21 protein-coding genes and 1 pseudogene are annotated in these 20,492 nt (G+C 59.6%); 11 read left to right on the top strand and 11 right to left on the bottom strand.

The window, feature by feature from the left end; genetic code table 11:
* Positions 1-91: 91 nt before the first annotated feature.
* Entirely contained in the window at positions 92-1,588 is a 1,497-nt protein-coding gene (locus AB4Z23_RS14955; protein ID WP_003512358.1) for a replicative DNA helicase, read from the bottom strand.
* A gap of 57 nt (positions 1,589-1,645) precedes the next feature.
* Between AB4Z23_RS14955 and AB4Z23_RS14950 the strand changes: the two genes are divergently transcribed.
* From AB4Z23_RS14950 to AB4Z23_RS14935, 4 genes are read left to right on the top strand one after another with little or no spacing between them, the layout of a single operon-like run.
* A complete protein-coding gene (locus tag AB4Z23_RS14950; protein ID WP_141193660.1) occupies positions 1,646-1,858 on the top strand; it encodes a hypothetical protein in 213 nt (70 codons plus the stop codon).
* Between the two features lie 40 nt (positions 1,859-1,898).
* Positions 1,899-2,354 carry a MarR family winged helix-turn-helix transcriptional regulator gene (locus AB4Z23_RS14945; protein ID WP_003512359.1) on the top strand — a complete coding sequence of 152 codons (456 nt, stop codon included), beginning with the start codon at positions 1,899-1,901 and terminating at the stop codon, positions 2,352-2,354.
* A complete protein-coding gene (locus AB4Z23_RS14940) occupies positions 2,351-4,051 on the top strand; it encodes an MFS transporter (RefSeq protein WP_003512360.1) in 1,701 nt (566 codons plus the stop codon). The genes AB4Z23_RS14945 and AB4Z23_RS14940 overlap by 4 nt, the downstream gene beginning before the upstream one ends.
* Positions 4,052-4,069: 18 nt before the next feature.
* Entirely contained in the window at positions 4,070-5,137 is a 1,068-nt protein-coding gene (locus AB4Z23_RS14935) for an HlyD family secretion protein (RefSeq protein ID WP_003512361.1), read from the top strand.
* 271 nt (positions 5,138-5,408) lie between these two features.
* On the opposite strand, the gene rplI is transcribed toward AB4Z23_RS14935, so the two are convergent.
* The 5 genes from rplI to AB4Z23_RS14910 all read right to left on the bottom strand — a co-directional run bounded on the left by rplI (position 5,409) and on the right by AB4Z23_RS14910 (position 9,220).
* Complete coding sequence (rplI, locus tag AB4Z23_RS14930) at positions 5,409-5,984, bottom strand: 50S ribosomal protein L9 (RefSeq protein ID WP_003512362.1); 576 nt, start codon at positions 5,982-5,984, stop codon at positions 5,409-5,411.
* 14 nt (positions 5,985-5,998) lie between these two features.
* Positions 5,999-6,973, bottom strand: a complete 975-nt coding sequence (locus AB4Z23_RS14925) for a hypothetical protein (protein WP_025592960.1) — start codon at positions 6,971-6,973, stop codon at positions 5,999-6,001.
* Between the two features lie 188 nt (positions 6,974-7,161).
* Positions 7,162-7,410 (bottom strand): 30S ribosomal protein S18, encoded by a 249-nt coding sequence (gene rpsR / locus AB4Z23_RS14920; RefSeq protein ID WP_003496832.1) that lies wholly within the window; start codon positions 7,408-7,410, stop codon positions 7,162-7,164.
* 13 nt (positions 7,411-7,423) lie between these two features.
* Positions 7,424-7,885 carry a 30S ribosomal protein S6 gene (rpsF, locus tag AB4Z23_RS14915; RefSeq protein ID WP_003512373.1) on the bottom strand — a complete coding sequence of 154 codons (462 nt, stop codon included), beginning with the start codon at positions 7,883-7,885 and terminating at the stop codon, positions 7,424-7,426.
* A gap of 291 nt (positions 7,886-8,176) precedes the next feature.
* Positions 8,177-9,220, bottom strand: coding sequence for an aldo/keto reductase (locus AB4Z23_RS14910; RefSeq protein WP_025592963.1), 1,044 nt, complete (start codon positions 9,218-9,220; stop codon positions 8,177-8,179).
* Between the two features lie 222 nt (positions 9,221-9,442).
* Between AB4Z23_RS14910 and fabD the strand changes: the two genes are divergently transcribed.
* The 7 genes from fabD to gmk all read left to right on the top strand — a co-directional run bounded on the left by fabD (position 9,443) and on the right by gmk (position 16,529).
* Positions 9,443-10,387 carry an ACP S-malonyltransferase gene (gene fabD, locus AB4Z23_RS14905; RefSeq protein WP_065661162.1) on the top strand — a complete coding sequence of 315 codons (945 nt, stop codon included), beginning with the start codon at positions 9,443-9,445 and terminating at the stop codon, positions 10,385-10,387.
* A gap of 99 nt (positions 10,388-10,486) precedes the next feature.
* Complete coding sequence (gene fabG / locus AB4Z23_RS14900; protein WP_003512379.1) at positions 10,487-11,224, top strand: 3-oxoacyl-[acyl-carrier-protein] reductase; 738 nt, start codon at positions 10,487-10,489, stop codon at positions 11,222-11,224.
* A 350-nt stretch (positions 11,225-11,574) separates the two neighbouring features.
* On the top strand, positions 11,575-11,811 hold the full coding sequence (locus AB4Z23_RS14895) for an acyl carrier protein (RefSeq protein ID WP_003502080.1): 237 nt from the start codon (positions 11,575-11,577) through the stop codon (positions 11,809-11,811).
* Between the two features lie 246 nt (positions 11,812-12,057).
* The gene (fabF, locus tag AB4Z23_RS14890; protein ID WP_421476490.1) at positions 12,058-13,320 is read left to right on the top strand and encodes a beta-ketoacyl-ACP synthase II; all 1,263 of its coding nucleotides are present in this window, start codon (positions 12,058-12,060) and stop codon (positions 13,318-13,320) included.
* Between the two features lie 365 nt (positions 13,321-13,685).
* Entirely contained in the window at positions 13,686-14,906 is a 1,221-nt protein-coding gene (gene mltG, locus AB4Z23_RS14885; RefSeq protein ID WP_003512383.1) for an endolytic transglycosylase MltG, read from the top strand.
* Positions 14,907-14,974: 68 nt separating this feature from the next.
* The gene (locus tag AB4Z23_RS14880) at positions 14,975-15,862 is read left to right on the top strand and encodes a YicC/YloC family endoribonuclease (protein ID WP_065658075.1); all 888 of its coding nucleotides are present in this window, start codon (positions 14,975-14,977) and stop codon (positions 15,860-15,862) included.
* Between the two features lie 4 nt (positions 15,863-15,866).
* Positions 15,867-16,529: a guanylate kinase gene (gmk, locus tag AB4Z23_RS14875; RefSeq protein ID WP_441360299.1), complete on the top strand. Its 663-nt coding sequence runs from the start codon at positions 15,867-15,869 to the stop codon at positions 16,527-16,529.
* Between the two features lie 27 nt (positions 16,530-16,556).
* Here the strand turns inward: gmk and AB4Z23_RS14870 are convergent, their stop codons facing one another.
* From AB4Z23_RS14870 to AB4Z23_RS14850, 5 genes and pseudogenes are all read right to left on the bottom strand, one after another.
* A complete protein-coding gene (locus tag AB4Z23_RS14870; RefSeq protein ID WP_421476509.1) occupies positions 16,557-17,171 on the bottom strand; it encodes an alpha/beta hydrolase in 615 nt (204 codons plus the stop codon).
* A 56-nt stretch (positions 17,172-17,227) separates the two neighbouring features.
* Positions 17,228-17,371, bottom strand: a pseudogene (locus AB4Z23_RS14865) (16S rRNA (adenine(1518)-N(6)/adenine(1519)-N(6))-dimethyltransferase RsmA); the annotation flags it as partial.
* 42 nt (positions 17,372-17,413) lie between these two features.
* Positions 17,414-18,244 (bottom strand): 16S rRNA (adenine(1518)-N(6)/adenine(1519)-N(6))-dimethyltransferase RsmA, encoded by an 831-nt coding sequence (gene rsmA, locus AB4Z23_RS14860; protein ID WP_025592977.1) that lies wholly within the window; start codon positions 18,242-18,244, stop codon positions 17,414-17,416.
* Entirely contained in the window at positions 18,244-19,266 is a 1,023-nt protein-coding gene (gene pdxA / locus AB4Z23_RS14855; RefSeq protein ID WP_025592978.1) for a 4-hydroxythreonine-4-phosphate dehydrogenase PdxA, read from the bottom strand. Before pdxA ends, rsmA begins: the two co-directional genes overlap by 1 nt.
* Before the next feature lie 19 nt (positions 19,267-19,285).
* A complete protein-coding gene (locus AB4Z23_RS14850) occupies positions 19,286-20,233 on the bottom strand; it encodes a SurA N-terminal domain-containing protein (protein ID WP_038490548.1) in 948 nt (315 codons plus the stop codon).
* Positions 20,234-20,492 lie beyond the last annotated feature (259 nt).

Raw genomic sequence — 20,492 nt, 5'->3', positions numbered from 1 at the left:
GGCAATCCCGCCAAAGTTCTGAAAAGATTCCCCAGTTTCGATTTAGAGCAGGCAGGGCGAAACGCTGACCCGGTTTCGCCCTCGGTTCAGATCAATGCTCTTCGTACTGGCTGAAGCTCGGGTCGGCCAGATCCGCGAAGCGGGTGAATTCGGACTGGAAGGCGAGTTTCACTGTGCCGGTGGGTCCGTGACGCTGCTTGGCAATGATGACGTCGGCGGTGCCTTTCACCTTGTCGAACAGGGCCTCCCACTCGGCATATTTCGGATCGGAAATATCGCGCGGCTCCATGTTCTTGACGTAATACTCCTCACGGAACACGAACAGCACCACGTCGGCGTCCTGCTCGATCGAGCCCGATTCACGCAGGTCGGAAAGCTGCGGGCGCTTGTCTTCACGGCTTTCCACCGCACGGGAGAGCTGCGAAAGCGCGATGATGGGAACGTTGAGTTCCTTGCCGAGCGCCTTAAGGCCCGTGGTGATCTGGGTGATTTCCTGCACGCGGTTCTCACCGCTCTTGCCGGCGCCGGTCATCAGCTGAATATAGTCGACCACCAGAACGTCAAGACCACGCTGGCGCTTCAGTCGACGGGCACGGGCGGAAAGCTGGGCGATGGAGATACCACCGGTCTGGTCGATGTAAAGCGGCACCTTCTGCATCATCTGAGAGCAGGCGACGAGCTTCTCGAAATCGGCCTCGGTAATGTCACCGCGGCGGATTTTCGAGGAAGACACTTCCGTCTGCTCTGAAATGATACGGGTTGCCAGCTGTTCGGACGACATTTCGAGCGAGTAGAAGCCGACGACGCCGCCGTTTTTCGCCTTGAACGAACCATCAGGCTGAACTTCCTGATCGTAGGTCGCAGCGATGTTATAAGCGATGTTGGTGGCAAGCGAGGTCTTGCCCATACCCGGACGACCGGCAAGTACGATAAGGTCGGAACGCTGCAGGCCGCCCATGCGGGCGTCGAGCGAATGGATGCCGGTGGAAATGCCGGAAAGATTGCCGTCACGCTCGAAGGCGGCGCCCGCCATGTCGATCGCCAGCGCCACGGCATCGTTGAACGACTGGAAGCCGCCATCGTAGCGACCGGTTTCCGCCAGTTCGAACAGGCGGCGCTCGGTGTCTTCGATCTGCGCCTGCGGCGGCATGTCCAGCGGCGCATCATAGGCGATGTTGACGACATCCTCGCCGATCTGGATCAGCGCGCGGCGCAGCGCCAGATCGTAGATCGCCCGGCCGTAATCTTCCGCATTGATGATGGAAACGGCTTCTGCCGCCAGACGCGCCAGATATTGCGCCACCGTCAGGTCGCCGACCTTGTCGTCTGCGGGCAGGAAGGTCTTGATGGTCACCGGATTGGCAGTCTTGCCCATGCGGATGATGTCGCCCGCCACTTCGAAAATCTTGCGGTGCAGCGGTTCGTAAAGATGCACGGGCTTCAAGAAGTCCGACACGCGATAATAGGCGTCGTTGTTAACGAGGATGGCGCCCAGCAGCGCCTGTTCGGCCTCGATATTGTTCGGCGCCTCGCGGTAATGCGGTTCCGCCGGTTGCGCGGGGGTGATCTTTCTCACAGCGTCGTTCATGGTTTGCACGATCTCCCTTTGCCTTGCCACTACACTTCGGGTTTGGCTTCCTTGGCCATGGCAGTCAATGATATTGTTGCAACACTCTATGGCAGCCTGACGTCCTGTCTGCGAAGCTGGATCACATCTTCAGTTGTCCCCAGCAATCCACAGGCGGGTGGGGACAAGGGGCGGGAAATTCCCGGCAACGTGATTCGCTGCCATGAGTTTATCGCATGGCAGACCCGACGTGAAAGAAACTTGAAAATCGGCAGGCTTCCAAATAAATAGGCAGAAAATAAGTAGTGTGCTAATTATAAGGCTTGCTGACATGTCCCGCGAAACCGACAAGGAACAGCTTCTGGACGAGGTGTCCGCCTTCACCCGCAAGCTGCGCGCATTTTTTGACGCGCGGGTAGGGGAAAGCGGCCTGACTCTGGCGCGTGCGCGTGCGCTTTTCGCGCTGTCGCGACGTGGGCCGCTGACCCAGACGGAGCTTGCCGAGGAAATGGAAATCGAAACGCCGACGCTGGTGCGCGTGCTTGACGGCATGGAGAAACAGAACCTCATCGAGCGACGCTCCGACGAAACCGACCGCCGTGCCAAACGCATCCACATGACGGAGGAGGGCGAGAAAACCTCCGAAACGGTGCAGGCGGTGGCAAAATCGCTCCGTTCTGAAATCGCCGCCGATGTTTCCTCGCAGGATCTGGCGATGGCGCTGGATGTCATGCGCAGGCTTTCGGCCAATCTGCAAAATCTGGCAAGCGGGAGGGCGCAATCGTGAGTACCGTGGTGCCGCAAACGGCAGATGAGACCGCCTCTGAAAATGCCGACGTTACGGTAAAGCCGGCGAACGTGCCGGAATCTGCTGCTGCGGCCGCCGCGCCGCAACCGGTGGAGCGGCCAGTGTGGCTGCGGCTGTGTTTCATCTTTGCGGGCCTGGCGTTCTTCATCACCCAAGGGTTGGGCATGAACCTCGTCATGGCCAATCTATACCAGTTGCAGGGCGAATTTTCCGCCACGGTGGCCGAGGTCGCCTGGCTTTCCGCCGCCTATATGGCCCCCTATGCCACGTTTTCCATCGCGCTGTTCAAGGTGCGAACGCAGTATGGCCTGCGTCCTTTTGCCGAACTTTCGATCATCGTCTTCGTCGTCGCCTCGTGCCTCAACCTGTTCGTGACAGATTTGCATTCGGCGATCGTCATCCGCTTCCTCAGCGGCATGGCGGCGGCACCTCTTTCTTCGCTCGGCTTTCTCTACATTCTGGAGGCCTTTCCGCCGGCGCGGAAATTCTCGCTGGGCTTCAGCATCGCACTCACCGGAACCTTGCTGTCTGCACCGCTCGCGCGCATCGTCTCGCCTTCCTTGCTGCAAATCGGCGGCTGGAATGCCCTTTACACGATGGAAATGGGCTTCGCGCTGATCTCGCTCGCCTTGATCTACCTGTTGAAAGTTACGCCGCCGCCGCGCGCGAAAGTCATCGAGCGCACGGATATTCTGAGCTACCTTCTGTTTGCGGGTGGCCTTGGCTGTCTTGCGGTCATGCTCACGCTTGGCCGGTTTTACTGGTGGTTCGAAACATGGTGGCTGGGCGTGCTTTTGGCCACGTCGATCACGCTTCTCACGCTGATGGTCGTCATCGAGTTGCCGCGCAAGAACCCGCTGCTTGACCTGCGCTGGATTTTTTCGAAAACCAACCTGCATGTCATAGCGGTCCTGCTCATCTACCGTGCAGTTTCCTCCGAGCAGTCCTCGACGGCGGTGAGTTTCTACCAGCAGCTTGGCCTTTTGAACGACCAGACGATCACGCTTTATGCTCTGGTGCTTTTGGCGACGGTTCTCGGCGGTGCGGCCTGTGCCTGGCTGATGCTGACGAAATATGTCGATACCGCTCATGTGATTGCGCTTACCCTGATTGCGGCCGGCGCTTTTCTGGACAGCCAGTCCAACAATCTGACGCGGCCAGCGCAGATGTATCTGAGCCAGATGATGATCGCCTTCGGTGCGGCCATGTTCCTGCCGCCCGTTATGGCAAAGGGGTTCGCTGCCGCACTTGCGCGCGGAGCGCCCTATCTGGTGAATTTCATCACCATCTTCCTGTTCACCCAGATCACCGGATCGATGTTGATGACCGGGCTGCTCGGCAGTTTCGTGACGCTGCGCGAAAAATTCCATTCCAATATTCTGGTGGAGAATATCCTGCTCACCAACCCATTGGTCGCCCAGCGCGTGTCGCAGCTTTCCGGCGCCTACAGCCACGTCATCACCGATCCGGCGCTGCTGAAGGCCGAGGGGCTTTCCCTCCTTGGCCAGCAGGTTACCAAGGAAGCCTATGTGCTCGCCTATAACGATACGTTCCTGTTGATTTCCACCGTTGCGGCGCTGGCGCTCATGGCGCTTTTGCTCCACCTTGCATGGCTGCGCATCCGTCCCCGCTTTTTCCGGGACAATGTCGATGCCGCGCCGGCGCCACAGTCTTGAACCTCCAAGAGTGATAATATGCTGAAGAAGATTTTTACCCCCGTTTCCATTCTCGTTCTGCTCGGTGGCCTCGCCGGCGTCGCCCTGGTGCTCTATGCATGGCGCCTGCCACCATTCCTTTCCACCGTCGAAATGACCGACAACGCCTTCGTGCGTGGTTACGTGACGACGATGAGCCCGCAGGTGAGCGGTTATGTCGTGGATGTGCCGGTGAAGGACTATCAGGAGGTCAAACAGGGTACGTTGCTGGCGAAGATCGACGACCGCATCTACCGCCAGAAGCAGGCGCAGGCGGGAGCCGCGCTGGATACGCAAAAAGCGGCACTGGACAATTCCCGCCAGCAGGAAAACGCCGCCAACGCCAATATCCGTTCCAGCGAGGCGGCGGTCGATAGCGCCCAGGCATCTCTGAAACAGGCGCAACTGGCATCAGACCGCCAGGACAACCTCATCAAAAGCGGTGCCGGCACCTCCAGCCTGCAGGAAGAGGCGCATGCCGCGCTTGAAAAGGCGAGGGCATCGCTCTCGCAGGCGAAAGCGGCACTTGAGGTCTCGCGGCAGGATTTGCAGACGATCATCGTTAACCGCAGTTCCCTGCAGGCCGCTGTCGCCAATGCCGAGGCTGCGGTCGAACTCGCCAGGATTGATCTCGACAATACCGAAATTCACGCGCCGGTGGACGGCAGGCTCGGCGAAATCGGCGTGCGCACCGGTCAGTATGTGACGGCCGGAACGCAGTTGATGGCGGTTGTGCCGCATGATGTCTGGGTCATCGCCAATTTCAAGGAAACCCAGCTCGCGGGCATGCAGGTCGGCCAGCCGGTGACGATCTCGGTGGATGCCCTGCATCGCCGCAAGCTCAACGGCCGCGTCGAGCGGTTCTCGCCCGCAACGGGATCGGAATTCGCTGTCATCAAGCCCGACAATGCCACCGGCAATTTCGTGAAGATCGCCCAGCGTCTCGGCGTGCGCATCGCGATCGACGCCGATCAGCCGCTGGCAGCGGATCTGTCGCCGGGCATGTCGGTGGTCGTGCATGTGGACAAGAGCGTGGCGCCGGAGGGGGCGGAGACGGCTGCGAGGTAGTCTGGCGCTGAGTTTGCCGAGAGGCACCCCCTCTGTCCTGCCGGACATCTCCCCCACAAGGGTGGAGATCGAATTGTGGCTTGCGCTCGACAACCTCAACGTTGCGGCTATTAGCGATGTGGGATCGCCCTGCTGATCTCCCTTCTTGTGGGGGAGATGCCCGGCAGGGCAGAGGGGGTAACCTCTCCGCACACTTCACGCCACCGTCAAAAACCAAAAAACCCCGGATGTCGCCATCCGGGGTTTTCCTTATGACCACAAGGCCAAAATCTTATTCGTCGTCGTCGTTGCCGTCAGCTTCCGGATCGAAGAAGTCTTCCGGACGCAGGGCGTCTTCGTCAACGCCGTAGATGGCGTCGGCGGAGGTGAGGCTTTCGCCCTTGGACTGACGCTCGGCTTCTTCGGCAGAACGGGCAACGTTCAGCTCGACCTGAAGCTCGACTTCGGCGTGCAGGTGCAGGGTAACGTTGTGCAGGCCGATGGTCTTGATCGGCGTGTTCAGTTCAACCTGGTTGCGGCCGATGTTGAAGCCTTCGGCGCCGAGGATTTCAACGACGTCGCGAGCAGCAACAGAACCGTAAAGCTGACCGGTTTCGCCAGCCGAGCGAACGACGATGAAGGACTTGCCTTCGAGTGCTTCGGCAACCTTCTGGGCTTCCGACTTGCGCTCGAGGTTACGGGCTTCAAGCGTTGCGCGCTCGGTTTCGAAACGGGTCTTGTTGGCGGCGTTGGCGCGCAGCGCCTTGCCCTGCGGCAGCAGGAAGTTACGTGCGTAACCGTCGCGAACCTTTACGGTTTCGCCCATCTGGCCGAGCTTGTTGATGCGTTCGAGAAGAATAACGTCCATCTTCTTGATCCTTTCTATGTGTTGGTTTCGTTCGTATTGTCAGTTTTCCGCGTTGGGGTGAGGGAGATCGTGCTGCGCACGTCGCTCAATCCCAAAACGAGAATGATAAGCAGCGGGAAGACAAAGACCGCCGAGAGATAGGCGAGGATGAGAACCGGCAGACGCCAGTCCTTTCCACGCGCGCGTTTGTGCAGCGAGGCGTAACCCGCCATCAGGAAGCCCGCGCCGAAGGTGCCGCAGACGACTGCGCCGACCATCGCGGCGACGCCACCGAAGAACATGGCGACGATGCCGCAGAGAAAAACGAAGATGGCGTTGCGGTGCATGCGCAGTGCGGAAGGAATGTCCTCGCGTGGGCGAAGACCCTTGCCGAAGGAACCGACCAGCCGGGCCGCGAAATAATAGGCCGCAAACAAAAGGATGACCCACAGGCCGCCCTGAACGATCGGCAGCATCAGAACCAGCAGCGACTTCGTCTGCGCCAGTGCCTCGACATTGGGTTCGAACAGCGGTTCGCGGCTCTGCACGGAGGTCATCATCAGATCGACCATGCGCGCGACGAGATCGGGACCGTAACCGATCATCCAGCCGAGAATGACGACGGCAACCGAAACCAGAAGGCAGAGATGCAGGACGATGCCGGACAGCGGATACCAGGCAAGCAAGTCATCCGGGCCGCCGAGTTCCGAGGCCGGGCGCGCCAGATTGGCAAGATGCGAAAGCCAGCCCGCCGGGATCAGCGTGAAGATCGCAATGGTCAGCGAGAAAAGCGGCGATATGACGAGCGCGCCGATGATAGCCGTGGTGATGATCGCAACGACGGCTGCGCGATTGCCCCAGCCCATGCCGGCGATGAAGATGGGCATGGCGGAACCGGCGTAAAGCAGGAAGGAAAAGGACGACTGTGCCGTTGCGCCAAGCGTTAGAAACGCGGCGCATATGCCGGCGAGAACGCCGGTGATCAGCACTGTCTGGTTCAACTTTTGCACTTCGCTGTCCTGCTGGAAACTTGAGCAGTTAGAGGACCGTTCCAATCAGGATCGTCGTCCCCAACATGGGTTTTATGGTATCGATCCGCGCCCAACGCGGAAGGATTTGAACTCGCAACCTACTGATCAAAAGTCAGTTGCATCGTGGAAGACGAGGCCGCGCCAAAGCGCGGCCTCGCTTCAAATCATTACGCTACGACGTAAGGCAGCAGGCCGAGGAAACGGGCGCGCTTGATCGCCTGGGCGAGTTCGCGCTGCTTCTTCTGGGAAACGGCCGTGATGCGGGAAGGAACGATCTTGCCGCGCTCGGAAATGTAGCGCTGCAGGAGACGAACGTCCTTGTAGTCGATCTTCGGAGCGTTTGCGCCGGAGAAGGGGCACGTCTTGCGACGGCGGTGGAACGGGCGGCGTGCCTGGGAAGAGGATGTATCAGCCATTGGTCAATTCTCCTTATGCACGGTCTTCGCGCGGACGGCGCGGACGGTCTTCGCGGTCGCCGAAGCCACCTTCGCGCGGTGCGCGGGGACCACGATCTTCACGCGGGCCACGATCCGGACGGTCGCCATCGCGGCGCGGACGGTCGTCACGGTCGCGCTTCTGCATCATCGCGGACGGGCCTTCTTCGTGGGCTTCGACGGCGATGGTCATGTAACGAAGAACGTCTTCGTTGATGCGCATCTGGCGCTCGATTTCGTGGATCGCAGGCGCCGGAGCGTCGATGTCCATGAGAGCGTAGTGAGCCTTGCGGTTCTTCTTGATGCGGTAGGTGAGGGACTTCAGACCCCAGTTCTCGACGCGTCCGACTTTACCGCCGAACGATTCGATAACGCCCTTGTACTGCTCGACAAGTGCGTCGACCTGCTGGGCAGAAATATCCTGCCGGGCAAGGAAGATGTGTTCGTAAAGAGCCATTTAAGCTTTGCCTTTCTTGCGTTTCGTCCTTCACCCGGCAACGGCGCTAAGCCTCAACGACTGCTCCTGGTTAGGCTGCGAAGCCTTAAAGCAAGAAAAGCGTTGTTCGAGACGGTCGAGAGCGGAGACACGGGAGGCCGGAAAAACCTTATGGTTCCTGCTGTTTCGTTACCGAAACCAGCCCTCCGTTCAGCCACCAGCCAATTGGACCGGGTGTTGTGAACAGCGCGCTTATACCCATTTTTGCCCGGAATGCAAGGACCGGAGGCGAAAAAGCGCGCTGCGCTGTCGTCAGATCGGCATCGGATATTGCCGATGGATCGCCGCAATACCCTTCAGCACCTCTTCCGATAGCGCCACATCGGCTGCTGCGATATCCACCTTCAGCTGCTCCATGGTCGTTGCGCCGATGATGGCGGAGGCCATGAAGGGGCGTGTCAGGCAGAACGCGATGGCGAGCTGGGCCGGATCGAGGCCGTGTTGTGCGGCTAGCTCCAGATAGGCCTTGACCGGCGCTTCCTGATGCGGCTGCAGGCGACCGCCGAGGTCCTTGTTGATGGTGCCGCGCGAGCCCGCAGGGCGTGCGCCGTTCTGATACTTGCCGGTGAGCAGCCCCGCCGCCAGCGGCGAGTAGGCCAGCAGGCCGACATCTTCGTGATGGGCGACTTCCGCCATGTCGAGATCGAAGCTGCGATAGAGCAGGTTATATTCGTTCTGGATGGTTGCGACGCGCGGCAGGCCACGGGCCTCGGCAATATCGATATATTTCTGCGTACCCCAGGCGCTTTCGTTGGAAAGGCCGATAGCGCGGATCTTGCCGGCCTTTACCAGCTCGCCGAGGGTGTCGAGCTTTTCGGTTATCTCGGCAAGCGTGCGCTCCTTTTCCTGACCGGAAGCATCAAAGCTCCAGGCGCCGCGGAAGTGATAGGTGCCGCGGTTCGGCCAGTGGATCTGATAGAGGTCGATGTAGTCCGTTTTCAGGCGCGTGAGGCTGGTATCTACCGCCTCGCGGATGGCGCTCGCATCGATATCGCGTCCGCCGCGAATATAGTCACGCCCGGAACCGGCGACCTTGGTGGCAAGCACGACCTGGTCGCGCTTGCCGGTCTTTTCGAACCATGTGCCGATATAGTCTTCCGTCCGTCCCTGCGTTTCGGCGGAAACGGGGGTGGTGGGGTAAAGCTCGGCCGTATCGAAGAAATTGACGCCGTTCTCCAGCGCGTAATCCATCTGCGCATGCGCTTCGGCTTCAGTGTTCTGCGTGCCCCACGTCATTGTGCCAAGGCAAATTTCGGACACGGAAATGCCCGTGCGGCCCAATAGTCTCTGTTTCATGGAAATGTCCCGGTGCTTGGCCAGATATTTGAAAGGTGGCATGAAAGTAATGGGGAATTGCCGCAGTGCAAGAAAAAATATGATGAAAAGAAAGGGGAAAATAGATCGGCAAAACCGCGTCGATGGGGTGCCGAAGGGCTTCAAGCCTTGACTCCGCAGGCCGGAATGTGAATGGAAGTCGAAAAGAATAAAGGCAAGGCCAGACAAGAAGGACCACATCCCATGGGTATTGCATTCACATTTCCCGGTCAGGGAAGCCAGGCCATCGGCATGGGCAAGGAACTCGCCGATACCTATCCGGAAGCACGGGCTGTGTTCCAGGAGGTCGATGACGCGCTCGGCCAGAAGCTTTCCGACATCATGTGGAATGGCCCGGAAGAAACGCTGACGCTGACGGCCAATGCCCAGCCGGCGCTCATGGCGGTGTCCATGGCGGTCATGCGGGTTCTGGAAGCGCGGGGTCTGAAGCTCTCCGACGCCGTCTCTTATGTCGCTGGCCATTCGCTCGGTGAATATTCCGCGCTCTGTGCTGCCGGCACCTTCTCGGTTGCCGATACCGCACGGCTTCTCCGCATCCGCGGCAATGCCATGCAGGCTGCCGTGCCGGTGGGCGAGGGCGCGATGGCAGCGATCATCGGGCTGGAGCACGATGCTGTTTCGGCAATCTGTGAAGAGGCTGCCATTCTCGGCGTCTGCCAGATCGCCAACGACAATGGCGGCGGCCAGCTGGTCATCTCCGGCGGCAAGGCGGCTGTCGAGAAGGCGGCTGCGATCGCTTCCGAAAAGGGCGCCAAGCGCGCCATCATGCTGCCGGTTTCCGCGCCCTTCCACTCCGCGCTGATGGCGCCGGCGGCGGAAGCCATGCGCGAGGCGCTGGCGGCTGTCGAAAAGAATAACCCGGTCGTGCCTGTTATCGCCAATGTGCGTGCCGCCCCCGTTTCCGACGCCAATGAGATCGCCGCTTTGCTGGTCGAGCAGGTGACGGGCCAGGTGCGCTGGCGCGAGACGGTGGAATGGTTTGCCGCCAACAATGTAACGCAGCTTTACGAGATCGGCTCGGGCAAGGTGCTGACGGGTCTTGCCCGTCGCATCGACAAGACGGTGAACGGCGTTGCCGTCAACGGCGCTGCCGATATCGACCAGCTTCTCGCCACTCTTATCGGCTGAGACGGGCTTCGCCCCGCATCGGCTTTTTGTTTTACGGTAATTCCCGATGCGATTCCGCTAAAAGGCTTTTACGGAATTGCTCTAAAGAAGGAACGGAACATGTTTGATCTGACAGGCCGCAAGGCTCTCGTAACCGGCGCGACCGGCGGCATTGGCGAGGAAATCGCCCGCCTTCTGCACAGCCAGGGCGCAACCGTCGGCCTGCACGGCACGCGCGTTGAAAAGCTCGAAGCCCTGGCGGCGGAACTTGGCGACCGCGTCAAGATTTTCCCGGCCAACCTTGCCGATCGTGCCGAGGTCAAGGCGCTGGGCGAAAAGGCCGAGGCCGAGCTGGAAGGCGTCGACATTCTCGTCAACAATGCCGGGATTACCAAGGACGGCCTGTTCGTGCGCATGAGCGACGAGGACTGGGACAACGTCATCGAGGTGAACCTGACCGCGATGTTCCGCCTGACGCGTGAACTGACGCATCCGATGATGCGCCGCCGTTTCGGCCGCATTATCAACATCACCTCCATCGTCGGCGTCACCGGCAATCCCGGCCAGGCGAACTATTGCGCCTCCAAGGCCGGCATGATCGGTTTTTCGAAGTCGCTGGCACAGGAAATCGCCACCCGCAACGTCACCGTCAACTGCGTGGCGCCTGGATTCATCGAAAGCGCGATGACCGGCAAGCTGAACGACAAGCAGAAAGACGCCATCATGGGTGCCATTCCCATGAAGCGCATGGGAACGGGCGCCGAAGTCGCTTCGGCCGTACTTTATCTGGCTTCCAATGAAGCTGCCTACATGACCGGCCAGACCTTGCACGTCAATGGCGGCATGGCGATGATCTGACGCCACCTGAAAGGCGTCTTGAAACGATTGCGGCGCTGTTTCTGCACCTTGTTTGGTGTCGGGCGCCGCAAGACCCTCCATGCCGGTTTCCGGCGAAATTGCCTGTCATACGTTGTGCTTAGCGCGTTTTCAGGCTTTTCGACCGGTTGAAACCGTGTTAATCGGGCCAAGACTGTGAACAGTCGTCCCGGAGAGACAGGAAGCCGTTGCGATTTTGCGCGACGATGTCTAGCTTGGACCGGGTTGAACGGGTTTGCCAGCAGTGCCGGATTTGAACGGCGCATGAGGGCTTCTAACAGGGCAGGGTGCCGTAAGGCATTCCCTTCAAAATAAAGGTCGAGGAAACCGACATGAGCGATATCGCAGAACGCGTAAAGAAAATTGTAATTGATCATCTGGGCGTCGACGCCGACAAAGTTGTTGAAGGCGCAAGCTTCATTGACGATCTGGGCGCTGATTCGCTCGATACCGTTGAACTGGTCATGGCTTTCGAAGAAGAATTCGGCGTCGAGATCCCAGACGACGCAGCTGACTCGATCCTGACTGTTGGCGACGCTGTCAAGTTCATCGAGAAGGCCCAGGCCTGATCGACCTGTATTGGGGAGGTGTAACAACCTCCCGTCTTGGCCCGGCTTGTCCGGGCCAATATTTTATCGTGAAACAGAACGCGCCCGAAAGACGTGCGTCCTGACGAATGCATAAGTTTCCGAACCGGCTCCGGCCTGCGGAAGATTATGCGGACATTCAAAATGGTGCAGCGCCTGTTCCCGCCATTCCATGGTGTGTGGCGTTGCAAAAAGACCGATGATTTGGATAAGGGCGGAGCGTTGGCGATGAGGCGTGTCGTTATCACCGGTACCGGCATGGTATCTCCTCTTGGATGCGGAACGGAAATCACCTGGGAACGGCTGCTTGCCGGCCAGAACGGTGCCCGTCTCGTGACTGAGTTCGAAGTCGAAGACTTGCCCGCAAAGATTGCCTGTCGCATTCCCGTCGGCGATGGCTCCAACGGCACGTTCAATGCCGATGACTGGATGGAACTCAAAGAGCAGCGCAAGATCGATCCGTTCATCCTTTTCGGTGTGGCCGCTGCCGACATGGCGCTTGCGGACGCCGGCTGGCATCCCGAAACGGACGAGGACCAGGTCGCCACGGGCGTTCTGATCGGCTCCGGCATCGGCGGTCTGGAAGGTATTGTCGAGGCGGGTTATACGCTGCGCGACAAAGGCCCCCGCCGCATTTCTCCATTTTTCATTCCCGGCCGTCTGATCAACCTGGTTTCCGGTCACGTCTCAATCCGTCACAAGCTGCGCGGTCCGAACCATGCCGTAGTGACGGCTTGCTCGACCGGTGCGCATGCCATCGGCGATGCTGCCCGGATGATTGCGTTCGGCGATGCCGAGGTCATGGTCGCAGGTGGTGCCGAATCGCCGGTCTGCCGCATCGCGCTTGCCGGCTTTGCCGCCTGCAAGGCGCTTTCCACCCAGCATAACGACGATCCGCAGAAGGCATCGCGTCCCTATGACCGCGACCGTGACGGTTTCGTCATGGGCGAAGGTGCCGGCATCGTCGTTCTGGAAGAGCTGGAACATGCCAAGGCGCGCGGCGCAAAGATTTATGCCGAAGTCGTCGGTTACGGCCTTTCCGGTGATGCCTATCACATCACCGCACCGTCGGAAGATGGCGATGGCGCGTACCGCTGCATGGCGATGGCGCTGAAGCGCGCCGGCCTCACGCCTGACGATATCGACTACATCAACGCCCACGGCACCTCCACCATGGCCGATACGATCGAGCTTGGTGCGGTCGAGCGGCTGGTTGGTGACGCGGCGTCGAAGATTTCCATGTCTTCCACGAAGTCGGCCACCGGCCATCTTCTCGGAGCAGCTGGCGCTATCGAGGCGATTTTCGCCACGCTTGCGATCCGCGACAACATCGTTCCGCCGACGCTGAACCTCGACAATCCCGACGTGGAGACGAAGATCGATCTGGTGCCGCACAAGGCGCGCAAGAGGCAGGTCAACGTCGCCTTGTCGAACTCCTTCGGGTTTGGCGGCACCAACGCCTCCCTCGTACTGCGTCGCTACGAAGCATAAATCACGACGAAAACCCGGCGCCGCAAACCGCCTAAAGCGGTGCGGCTCCCTCCCGCCGGGTGCCTGAGAGCGCTCTTCTTTGAAGAACGCATTGCGGCTTGCGAAAGCCATTTCGATTTTCGCGCCGATATTGTAGTCGTTTACGGAAGACGGTTTGCCGGTTTCGGAATGATTTCCTGCTGCGGGTGAATTTCCCGCCGCAGATGGCTTTCCTTGACCGGCTTTGCCGGAAACGACGATTCGTGAAGGAGGACAATGAGGTCTTCACGATGTCTCTATGTGGTGCAGGAAGGCATTCCGAACCTGTTTTTGCCGCATTACCTGCGCAAAAAGCGCTGACAACGCCGAACTGAAAAGGACCGACGGTGAGCGACACGAACCAGAACAGCCAGGGACCATACGGACGAGACGGCGCGGGTGAGGGCAATCGCGGCCCGATCATCCCGAAATCCCCGACCGAAGCGCTTCGGCCGGAAAAAGTGCCGGCTCCACCGAAGCGCTCCCGCAAGGCCCATGGCCAGCTGGTGATCTTCCTGAATTTTCTGATGACGCTTGCGGTTGCCGTCTGTGTGCTTGCTGTCGCAGCCTTCTATTACATGATAAATGCGTTCCAGGAGCCCGGTCCGCTTCAGACGAACACACATTTCACGGTGCGCAACGGCGCAGGCCTCATCGAGATCGCCAATAATCTAGAGCGCAACGACGTCGTATCCAATGCCCGTGTCTTCCGCCTGATGACGGGCAGCTACCTGCAAAAGGACCAGACGCTGAAGGCGGGCGAATACGAAATCAAGGCCGGCGCATCGATGAAGGATATCATGATGCTCTTGGAGTCGGGCAAATCGATCCTTTATTCCGTATCGTTGCCGGAAGGTCTGACCGTCAAGCAGATGTTCGCGCGGCTTGCCGCCGACGAGGTGCTGGATGGCGAATTGCCCGCCACCCTGCCGCCGGAAGGCAGCCTTCGCCCCGATACCTATCGCTTTACCCGTGGTACGAAGCGTGAGGAAATCATCAACCAGATGAGTGCGGCGCAGGAGAAGCTGATCGACATGATCTGGGAACGTCGTGACCCCGATCTGCCGATCAAGACGGTCGAAGAATTCGTGACGCTCGCCTCGATCGTGGAGAAGGAAACCGGCAAGGACGACGAGCGCGCCCATGTCGCTTCGGTGTTCTACAACCGGCTGAAGAAGGGCATGCGCCTGCAATCCGACCCGACGATCATCTACGGTCTCTTCGGCGGCGACGGCAAACCGTCCGACCGTCCGATCTACCAGTCGGACCTGCAAAAGCAGACGCCGTTCAACACCTATGTCATCAAGGGCCTGCCACCGTCTCCCATCGCCAATCCGGGCCGGGCCGCGCTCGAGGCGGTTGCCAACCCATGGCGCACCGATGACATCTACTTTGTTGCCGATGGCACCGGCGGCCATGTGTTTGCGAAGACGCTGGACGAACATAACGCCAATGTGCGCCGCTGGCGCAAGATCGAGGCCGAAAAAGCGGCTTCCGGCGCCAATCCCGATGTTGTCGTGGATGGTCAGCCCGGCGGCACCGAGGCGGAAAAACCGGCCAATAACTGATAGTTCTGACCGGGCCTTGTCATCACAAGGCCCGGTTTTTTGCACGGCATGATGGGGGCTTTCTGAATATGACATTGCAATCGATGACCGGGTTCGCGCGCAGCGAAGGAACCTCCGGCCGTTACCGCTGGGCGTGGGAATTGCGCTCGGTGAACGGCAAGGGGCTCGATGTGCGCCTGCGCCTGCCAAACGGTCTGGAAGCGCTGGAAACGGGCCTGCGGGAAATCGCGGCACAGCATCTTTCCCGTGGCAATATTCAGGCGGGATTGACGCTGGCGATTGCGGAAAATCGGCTGGAGGCGGTGATCAACCGCGATGCTCTTGCCGCAGTTCTCGCTCTCAAGGAAGAACTGGGCGACGTCGTCGACGACAAGCCGCTGAGCTTCGATACGCTACTGTCGCTGCGCGGGCTCGTCGATTTTCGCGAGGCGGAAGATGACGCCGAGGCGCAGGCCGCGCGCAACGCCGACGTGCTTGCGGGCTTTACCGCCGCCGTCGAGAAGCTGAAGGACATGCGCGAGCGGGAAGGGGCGTCCCTGTTTGCCATCCTGTCCGGGCAGATCGACAGGATCGAGCAACTCGTGAACCTCATCGAAAACGATCCTTCCCGCCAGCCGGAACAGATCGCTGCAAGGCTTGCCCAGCAGATTGCCCTTATTGGCGATGGCATGCACGGGCTCGATCGAGACCGTCTGCACGCCGAGGCCGCACTGATCGCTACCAAGGCGGATCTGCGCGAAGAGGTCGACCGGCTACACGCACATGTCCAGGCATCGCGCGAACTTTTGGCTCATGGCGGGCCAGTTGGCCGCAAGCTCGATTTTCTTGCACAGGAATTTAACCGCGAGTCGAATACAATCTGTTCCAAATCGAACGCCAGTGCGGTAACCGCAGCAGGTATAGAGCTGAAAGTGGTTATCGACCAGTTCCGCGAGCAGGTCCAAAATCTGGAGTAGACCCATGGTTCCGGTGAACAATCCCCCTGTTACGATTGCCCGCAGAGGGCTGATGCTGGTGATTTCATCGCCATCGGGCGCTGGTAAATCCACGATAGCGCGCAACCTGCTCGACAAGGACAAGAACATCAGCCTGTCCGTCAGCGTGACGACACGCCCGCGCCGCCAGAGCGAGATTGAAGGCATCCACTACCACTTCATCTCCAAGCGCGACTTCGAGCGCCTGCGTGACAGCGATGAGCTTCTGGAATGGGCCGAGGTTCACGGCAATTTTTACGGCACGCCGCGCGAGCCGGTGGAAGTGGCGATGGCGGCCGGACGCGACATGCTGTTCGACATCGACTGGCAGGGCGCCGAACAGCTTCAGGACAAGATGAAGGCCGACGTCGTGTCGATCTTCATCCTGCCGCCAACCATGACCGAGCTGCAATCGCGCCTGCACCGCCGCGCCGAAGACACCGAAGCGGTGATCCAGACCCGGCTTCTCAATTCCCGCGCCGAGATCGAGCACTGGCGCGATTACGACTACGTCATCCTCAACGACGACCTGCAGGCGGCCTTCGAGGCCGTAGAAGCGATAGTGAAGGCCGAACGTGTGCGCCGCGACCGCCGCCACGGCATGTTCGATTTCGTGCGCGGACTGCTTGCGGAAGAACCGCAGCTCTGATTTGGCAGTTAAAGCGGCTTGTTATCTCTAATGCTGACGTAGCCATTGCCGGGACAGGCGCTCGTCTGCCGCGTCTGCTGCCCAGCCGTGGCCTGTGTCGAGTGTCTCCAGTACCACATCCGCGCCCGCAGTCGAAAATTGATCGGCCAAATGGGGCGCATCATCGCGATGCCGCCGCTCATCATGTGCACCTGCCAGCAGGAGCGCAGGATATCCGGTGAGCTTCGGAAAATGCTCGTTATTGCGGGGGGATAGTGGCCGAAGCAGAATTGCACCCCTCGACAGATGACGATTCTGGCAGATTGTTTCAGCCGCGATGATCGCACCGTTTGAATATCCCACGAGAAAGGGTCTTTGCCCCGTCTGCTGAAATACGAATTCGATAAACCGACAAAGCCCGGCGGCTTGATGTTTCAGGTCGTCGATATCGAGTTGTCTATCGGGCTTTCTGCGAAAAAACGCAAAGCCATTTTCCCATCGCACAATGCCTCTCGGAGCATACAGAATGCCGTTGGGAAAAACGGCACGGCCAAACAAAGCGAGATCTTCCTCCGTTCTTCCCGAACCGTGTAGCAACACGACCGCGCAATCAGGCGATCCGACGGGCATGTGGAGCTTGTAGTGAAAACCGGCACTCTCCACGCGCTTGTCCTCTAATTCTGTCACCCGCGTTAGAAGTGCCGAAACGTCGCCTTCAATTAGAGGCAGTTCGCTAGCGTCACAAATTCCTCGACCGACAGCGTTTCGGCCCGTCGTGTCGCGTCGATGCCTGCCTTTTCCAGCAGAACTTCACCGCCAAGGCTTTTCACGCTCTGGCGCAGCATCTTGCGGCGTTGGCCGAAATTCTGTCACCCGCGTTAGAAGTGCCGACACGTCGCCTTCAATTACAGGCAGTTCGCCAGCGTCACAAATTCCTCGACCGACAGCGTTTCAGCCCGCCGTGTCGCGTCAATGCCTGCCTTTTCCAGCAGAACTTCACCGCCAAGGCTTTTCAAGCTCTGGCGCAGCATCTTGCGGCGTTGGCCGAAGGCGGCTTCCGTTACCTTTTCGAGCTTCGCGACATCGCAGGGCAGCGGCTTTTCCTTTGGCAGCAGATGCACGACCGTCGAGGTAACCTTAGGCGGTGGGCTGAAGGCCTGCGGCGGGACGTCGAAGGCCATTTCCGAAACCGTGCGCCAGCCGGCGAGCACGCCAAGGCGGCCGTAATGGTTGTCGCCTTCTTCTGCCACGATGCGCTGGCCGACTTCCTTCTGGAACATCAGCGTCATGGAGAGCCAGAAAGGCGGCCATTCTTTCGGCAGCAGCCAGTTGACCAGCAATTGCGTGCCGACATTGTAAGGCAGGTTGGCAATGATCCGCACCGGTTCGCCAGCGGGAACCAAAGCCTCGAAATCGGTCTTCAGCGCATCACCCTCGATGACCTCAAGACGTCCGGGATAATGCGCTTCGATCTCCGCAAGTGCCGGCAGGCAGCGGCTGTCCCGCTCAATGGCGATAACCTTTTTGGCACCGAGCGATAGAATGGCGCGGGTGAGGCCACCAGGCCCGGGGCCAACCTCGATGACCGTCACGCCGTCAAGCGGCCCAGCGGTTCGGGCGATCTTCTGGGTGAGATTGAGATCGAACAGGAAGTTCTGCCCGAGCGACTTCTTAGCGTCTAGCCCATGGCGCTGAATGACATCGCGTAGCGGTGGCAATCCGTCAATCGCGGCCATTATGCGCCGACCCGGCTGCGAAGAGAAATCTCCGCCGCCATCTTCAGCGCTGCGACAAGGCTCGTTTCGCTGGCAATGCCCTGGCCGGCGATGCCGAAGGCGGTGCCGTGGTCGGGCGAGGTCCGGATGAAGGGCAGGCCGAGCGTGACATTGACGGAATCGTCAAAGCCAAGCGCCTTGGCCGGGATAAGGGCCTGATCGTGATACATGCAGACGGCGACATCATAGCGCCTGCGGGCGGCATCGTGGAACATCGTATCGGCGGGCAGGGGGCCGAAAGCGTCGATCCCGTCTTTCCGCAACCGTATGGTCGCAGGGTGAACCACATCGCGGTCCTCCGTGCCCAATGCCCCGTCTTCACCCGCGTGCGGATTGAGACCGGCGACCGCCAGTCGTGGTGCCTCGATGCCGAATTTCTGCCGCAGATCAGCATCGATAATGCGGCAGGTCGTAACGATCAGCTCTTCCGTCAGCGCCGAAGGCACGTCTTTTACTGGGATATGGATCGTTACCGGCACGACGCGGACCTTGGGTCCGGCAATCATCATCACCGGCATCACCTGTTTGCCGGTCAGGCGTAAAGCCAGATCGGCGAGAAATTCCGTGTGACCGGGAAAACCGAAGCCTGCCTCGTAAAGCACGGATTTCGCAATCGGATTGGTGACGACGGCGGAAGCCTTGCCCTCGACCGTCAAGGCAACGGCGAGCTCGATCGCCTTGATCGTCGCATGAGCGGCTCCGACATGCGGCTGGCCGGCCTGAACCTCGAAACCTACGGGAAGAGGAAGAACGGGAAAAGCACGGTCAAACACGCCGACGGCATCCGCCGCTTCGCAGGTCTCGATATTGACCGGTATGCCAAGCAGCGCCGCACGGCTCGCCACCACATCGGGATCGCCGATGAAGATGAAGGGCGCCACGCCGTTCTCCCGGCGCTTGGCCCAGGCGGCAATGGCGATATCAGGGCCGATACCGGCTGGATCTCCCTGTGTCAGGGCAAGCGGCAGGGATGCATGTGTCACGGAAAGGCCGGCTCTCGTATCAGGTGTTGACGATCTGCGCCTTCTTGCGCAGCTCATCCATATATTTCTTCTCGTTCGGGTTTTCGCCACCCTTGGCCTTCATCAGGTCTTCGGACTTGAACACCATTTCCGCTGCGTAATCGTCGGAAACCTGACGCTGCTTGCAGATTGCCAGATATTCGACGCCCTTTTCGGTCACGCGTGTTCCTGTGGTGCCGCCTTCCTTGGTCTTTTCCACGAGAGGCTTCCACTCTTCCGGCAGTTCGGGCGCCAGAATCCGTCCAAGATCCTTGATCGCCACGTCCCGCATGGTGGCCGCGAAAGTCATGGCCTGGTCGCAGCCGGGATAACGCTTTCGCGAGGCTTCAGCCTCGGCCTTGCGCTTGCCAGTAATGGCATTACGCTTCGATTCCGGAATGACAAAGATCACCTGTTGCAGGAAATATTCCGTCGTTACCGGCTTGTCGCCGCGTTCCCTCAGGCGGGTGACGAGGTCCTGGTTAGACATCTTGCCACGCGCACCATAACGGGCGTTCACAAGGCGCGGCCAGCTCATCTGCACGGCGATGAAGGATTTGAAATGGTCCGCACCGACGCCGGCCTTGGCGAGGATCTGCGTCAGCTGTTGCGGGTTCATCTTGTTGTTGGCAGCAAAGCGCGCAAAAGCCGCATCGACCTCTTGGGTGCTGACGGACATTTTCACACGGCCGATTTCTTCGCGTTTCAGCGCCTCATCGACCAGCTGCTCGCGCGCTTTTTCGTTGAGATTGCCAGATTGGCGCTGCAACTTCAGAAAGGCGACGCGCTTGGCAATATCATCATTGGTAATGGGGGTCTTGTTGACGACGATCTTGACCGTGCTGTCGGCGAAGGCCTGGCTGGCAAAGGGCGCAACGGCCATGGGAACGGCGAATATCGCAAAGGCGAAAGCAGCGCCACGCAAAGCCGTCTTTCCGAAATTCATCATATCCTTCTCCCTTTCGTAGGGCGGGGGTCTGTTTCCCCGTCCCGCCAATCTGTTCTGTCTGCCAATGGGGAATATTCCTTACCCCGGCTTCTCAGATCTGCACCTGTGCATCCGCACCGCGAATTTGCCACGTATATATCATCGCGATCTGCAAGACGGCAATGTGTCGGTTTGTTGAAAGAAACCCGATGGTTCTATACCGGACGAACCCTGGCGCGTTGTTGCGGCAAAACCGTGACTTTTACTGGCTGGATGGCAA

It is taken from the genome of Agrobacterium sp. MCAB5 (assembly GCF_052114365.1).
GTDB classification, from domain to species: Bacteria; Pseudomonadota; Alphaproteobacteria; order Rhizobiales; family Rhizobiaceae; genus Agrobacterium; species Agrobacterium tumefaciens.
This window is presented reverse-complemented; position numbering and strand designations above follow the sequence as displayed.

What these genes read in the sequence shown, in the direction of transcription:
- AB4Z23_RS14955 (WP_003512358.1), bottom strand. Translation starts at nt 1,588, where the DNA reads ATGAACGACGCTGTGAGAAAGATCACCCCCGCGCAACCGGCGGAACCG.
- AB4Z23_RS14950 (WP_141193660.1), top strand. Translation starts at nt 1,646, where the DNA reads ATGGCAGTCAATGATATTGTTGCAACACTCTATGGCAGCCTGACGTCC.
- AB4Z23_RS14945 (WP_003512359.1), top strand. Translation starts at nt 1,899, where the DNA reads ATGTCCCGCGAAACCGACAAGGAACAGCTTCTGGACGAGGTGTCCGCC.
- AB4Z23_RS14935 (WP_003512361.1), top strand. Translation starts at nt 4,070, where the DNA reads ATGCTGAAGAAGATTTTTACCCCCGTTTCCATTCTCGTTCTGCTCGGT.
- rplI (WP_003512362.1), bottom strand. Translation starts at nt 5,984, where the DNA reads ATGGACGTTATTCTTCTCGAACGCATCAACAAGCTCGGCCAGATGGGC.
- rpsR (WP_003496832.1), bottom strand. Translation starts at nt 7,410, where the DNA reads ATGGCTGATACATCCTCTTCCCAGGCACGCCGCCCGTTCCACCGCCGT.
- rpsF (WP_003512373.1), bottom strand. Translation starts at nt 7,885, where the DNA reads ATGGCTCTTTACGAACACATCTTCCTTGCCCGGCAGGATATTTCTGCC.
- AB4Z23_RS14910 (WP_025592963.1), bottom strand. Translation starts at nt 9,220, where the DNA reads ATGAAACAGAGACTATTGGGCCGCACGGGCATTTCCGTGTCCGAAATT.
- fabD (WP_065661162.1), top strand. Translation starts at nt 9,443, where the DNA reads ATGGGTATTGCATTCACATTTCCCGGTCAGGGAAGCCAGGCCATCGGC.
- fabG (WP_003512379.1), top strand. Translation starts at nt 10,487, where the DNA reads ATGTTTGATCTGACAGGCCGCAAGGCTCTCGTAACCGGCGCGACCGGC.
- AB4Z23_RS14895 (WP_003502080.1), top strand. Translation starts at nt 11,575, where the DNA reads ATGAGCGATATCGCAGAACGCGTAAAGAAAATTGTAATTGATCATCTG.
- fabF (WP_421476490.1), top strand. Translation starts at nt 12,058, where the DNA reads ATGAGGCGTGTCGTTATCACCGGTACCGGCATGGTATCTCCTCTTGGA.
- AB4Z23_RS14880 (WP_065658075.1), top strand. Translation starts at nt 14,975, where the DNA reads ATGACATTGCAATCGATGACCGGGTTCGCGCGCAGCGAAGGAACCTCC.
- gmk (WP_441360299.1), top strand. Translation starts at nt 15,867, where the DNA reads ATGGTTCCGGTGAACAATCCCCCTGTTACGATTGCCCGCAGAGGGCTG.
- rsmA (WP_025592977.1), bottom strand. Translation starts at nt 18,244, where the DNA reads ATGGCCGCGATTGACGGATTGCCACCGCTACGCGATGTCATTCAGCGC.
- AB4Z23_RS14850 (WP_038490548.1), bottom strand. Translation starts at nt 20,233, where the DNA reads ATGATGAATTTCGGAAAGACGGCTTTGCGTGGCGCTGCTTTCGCCTTT.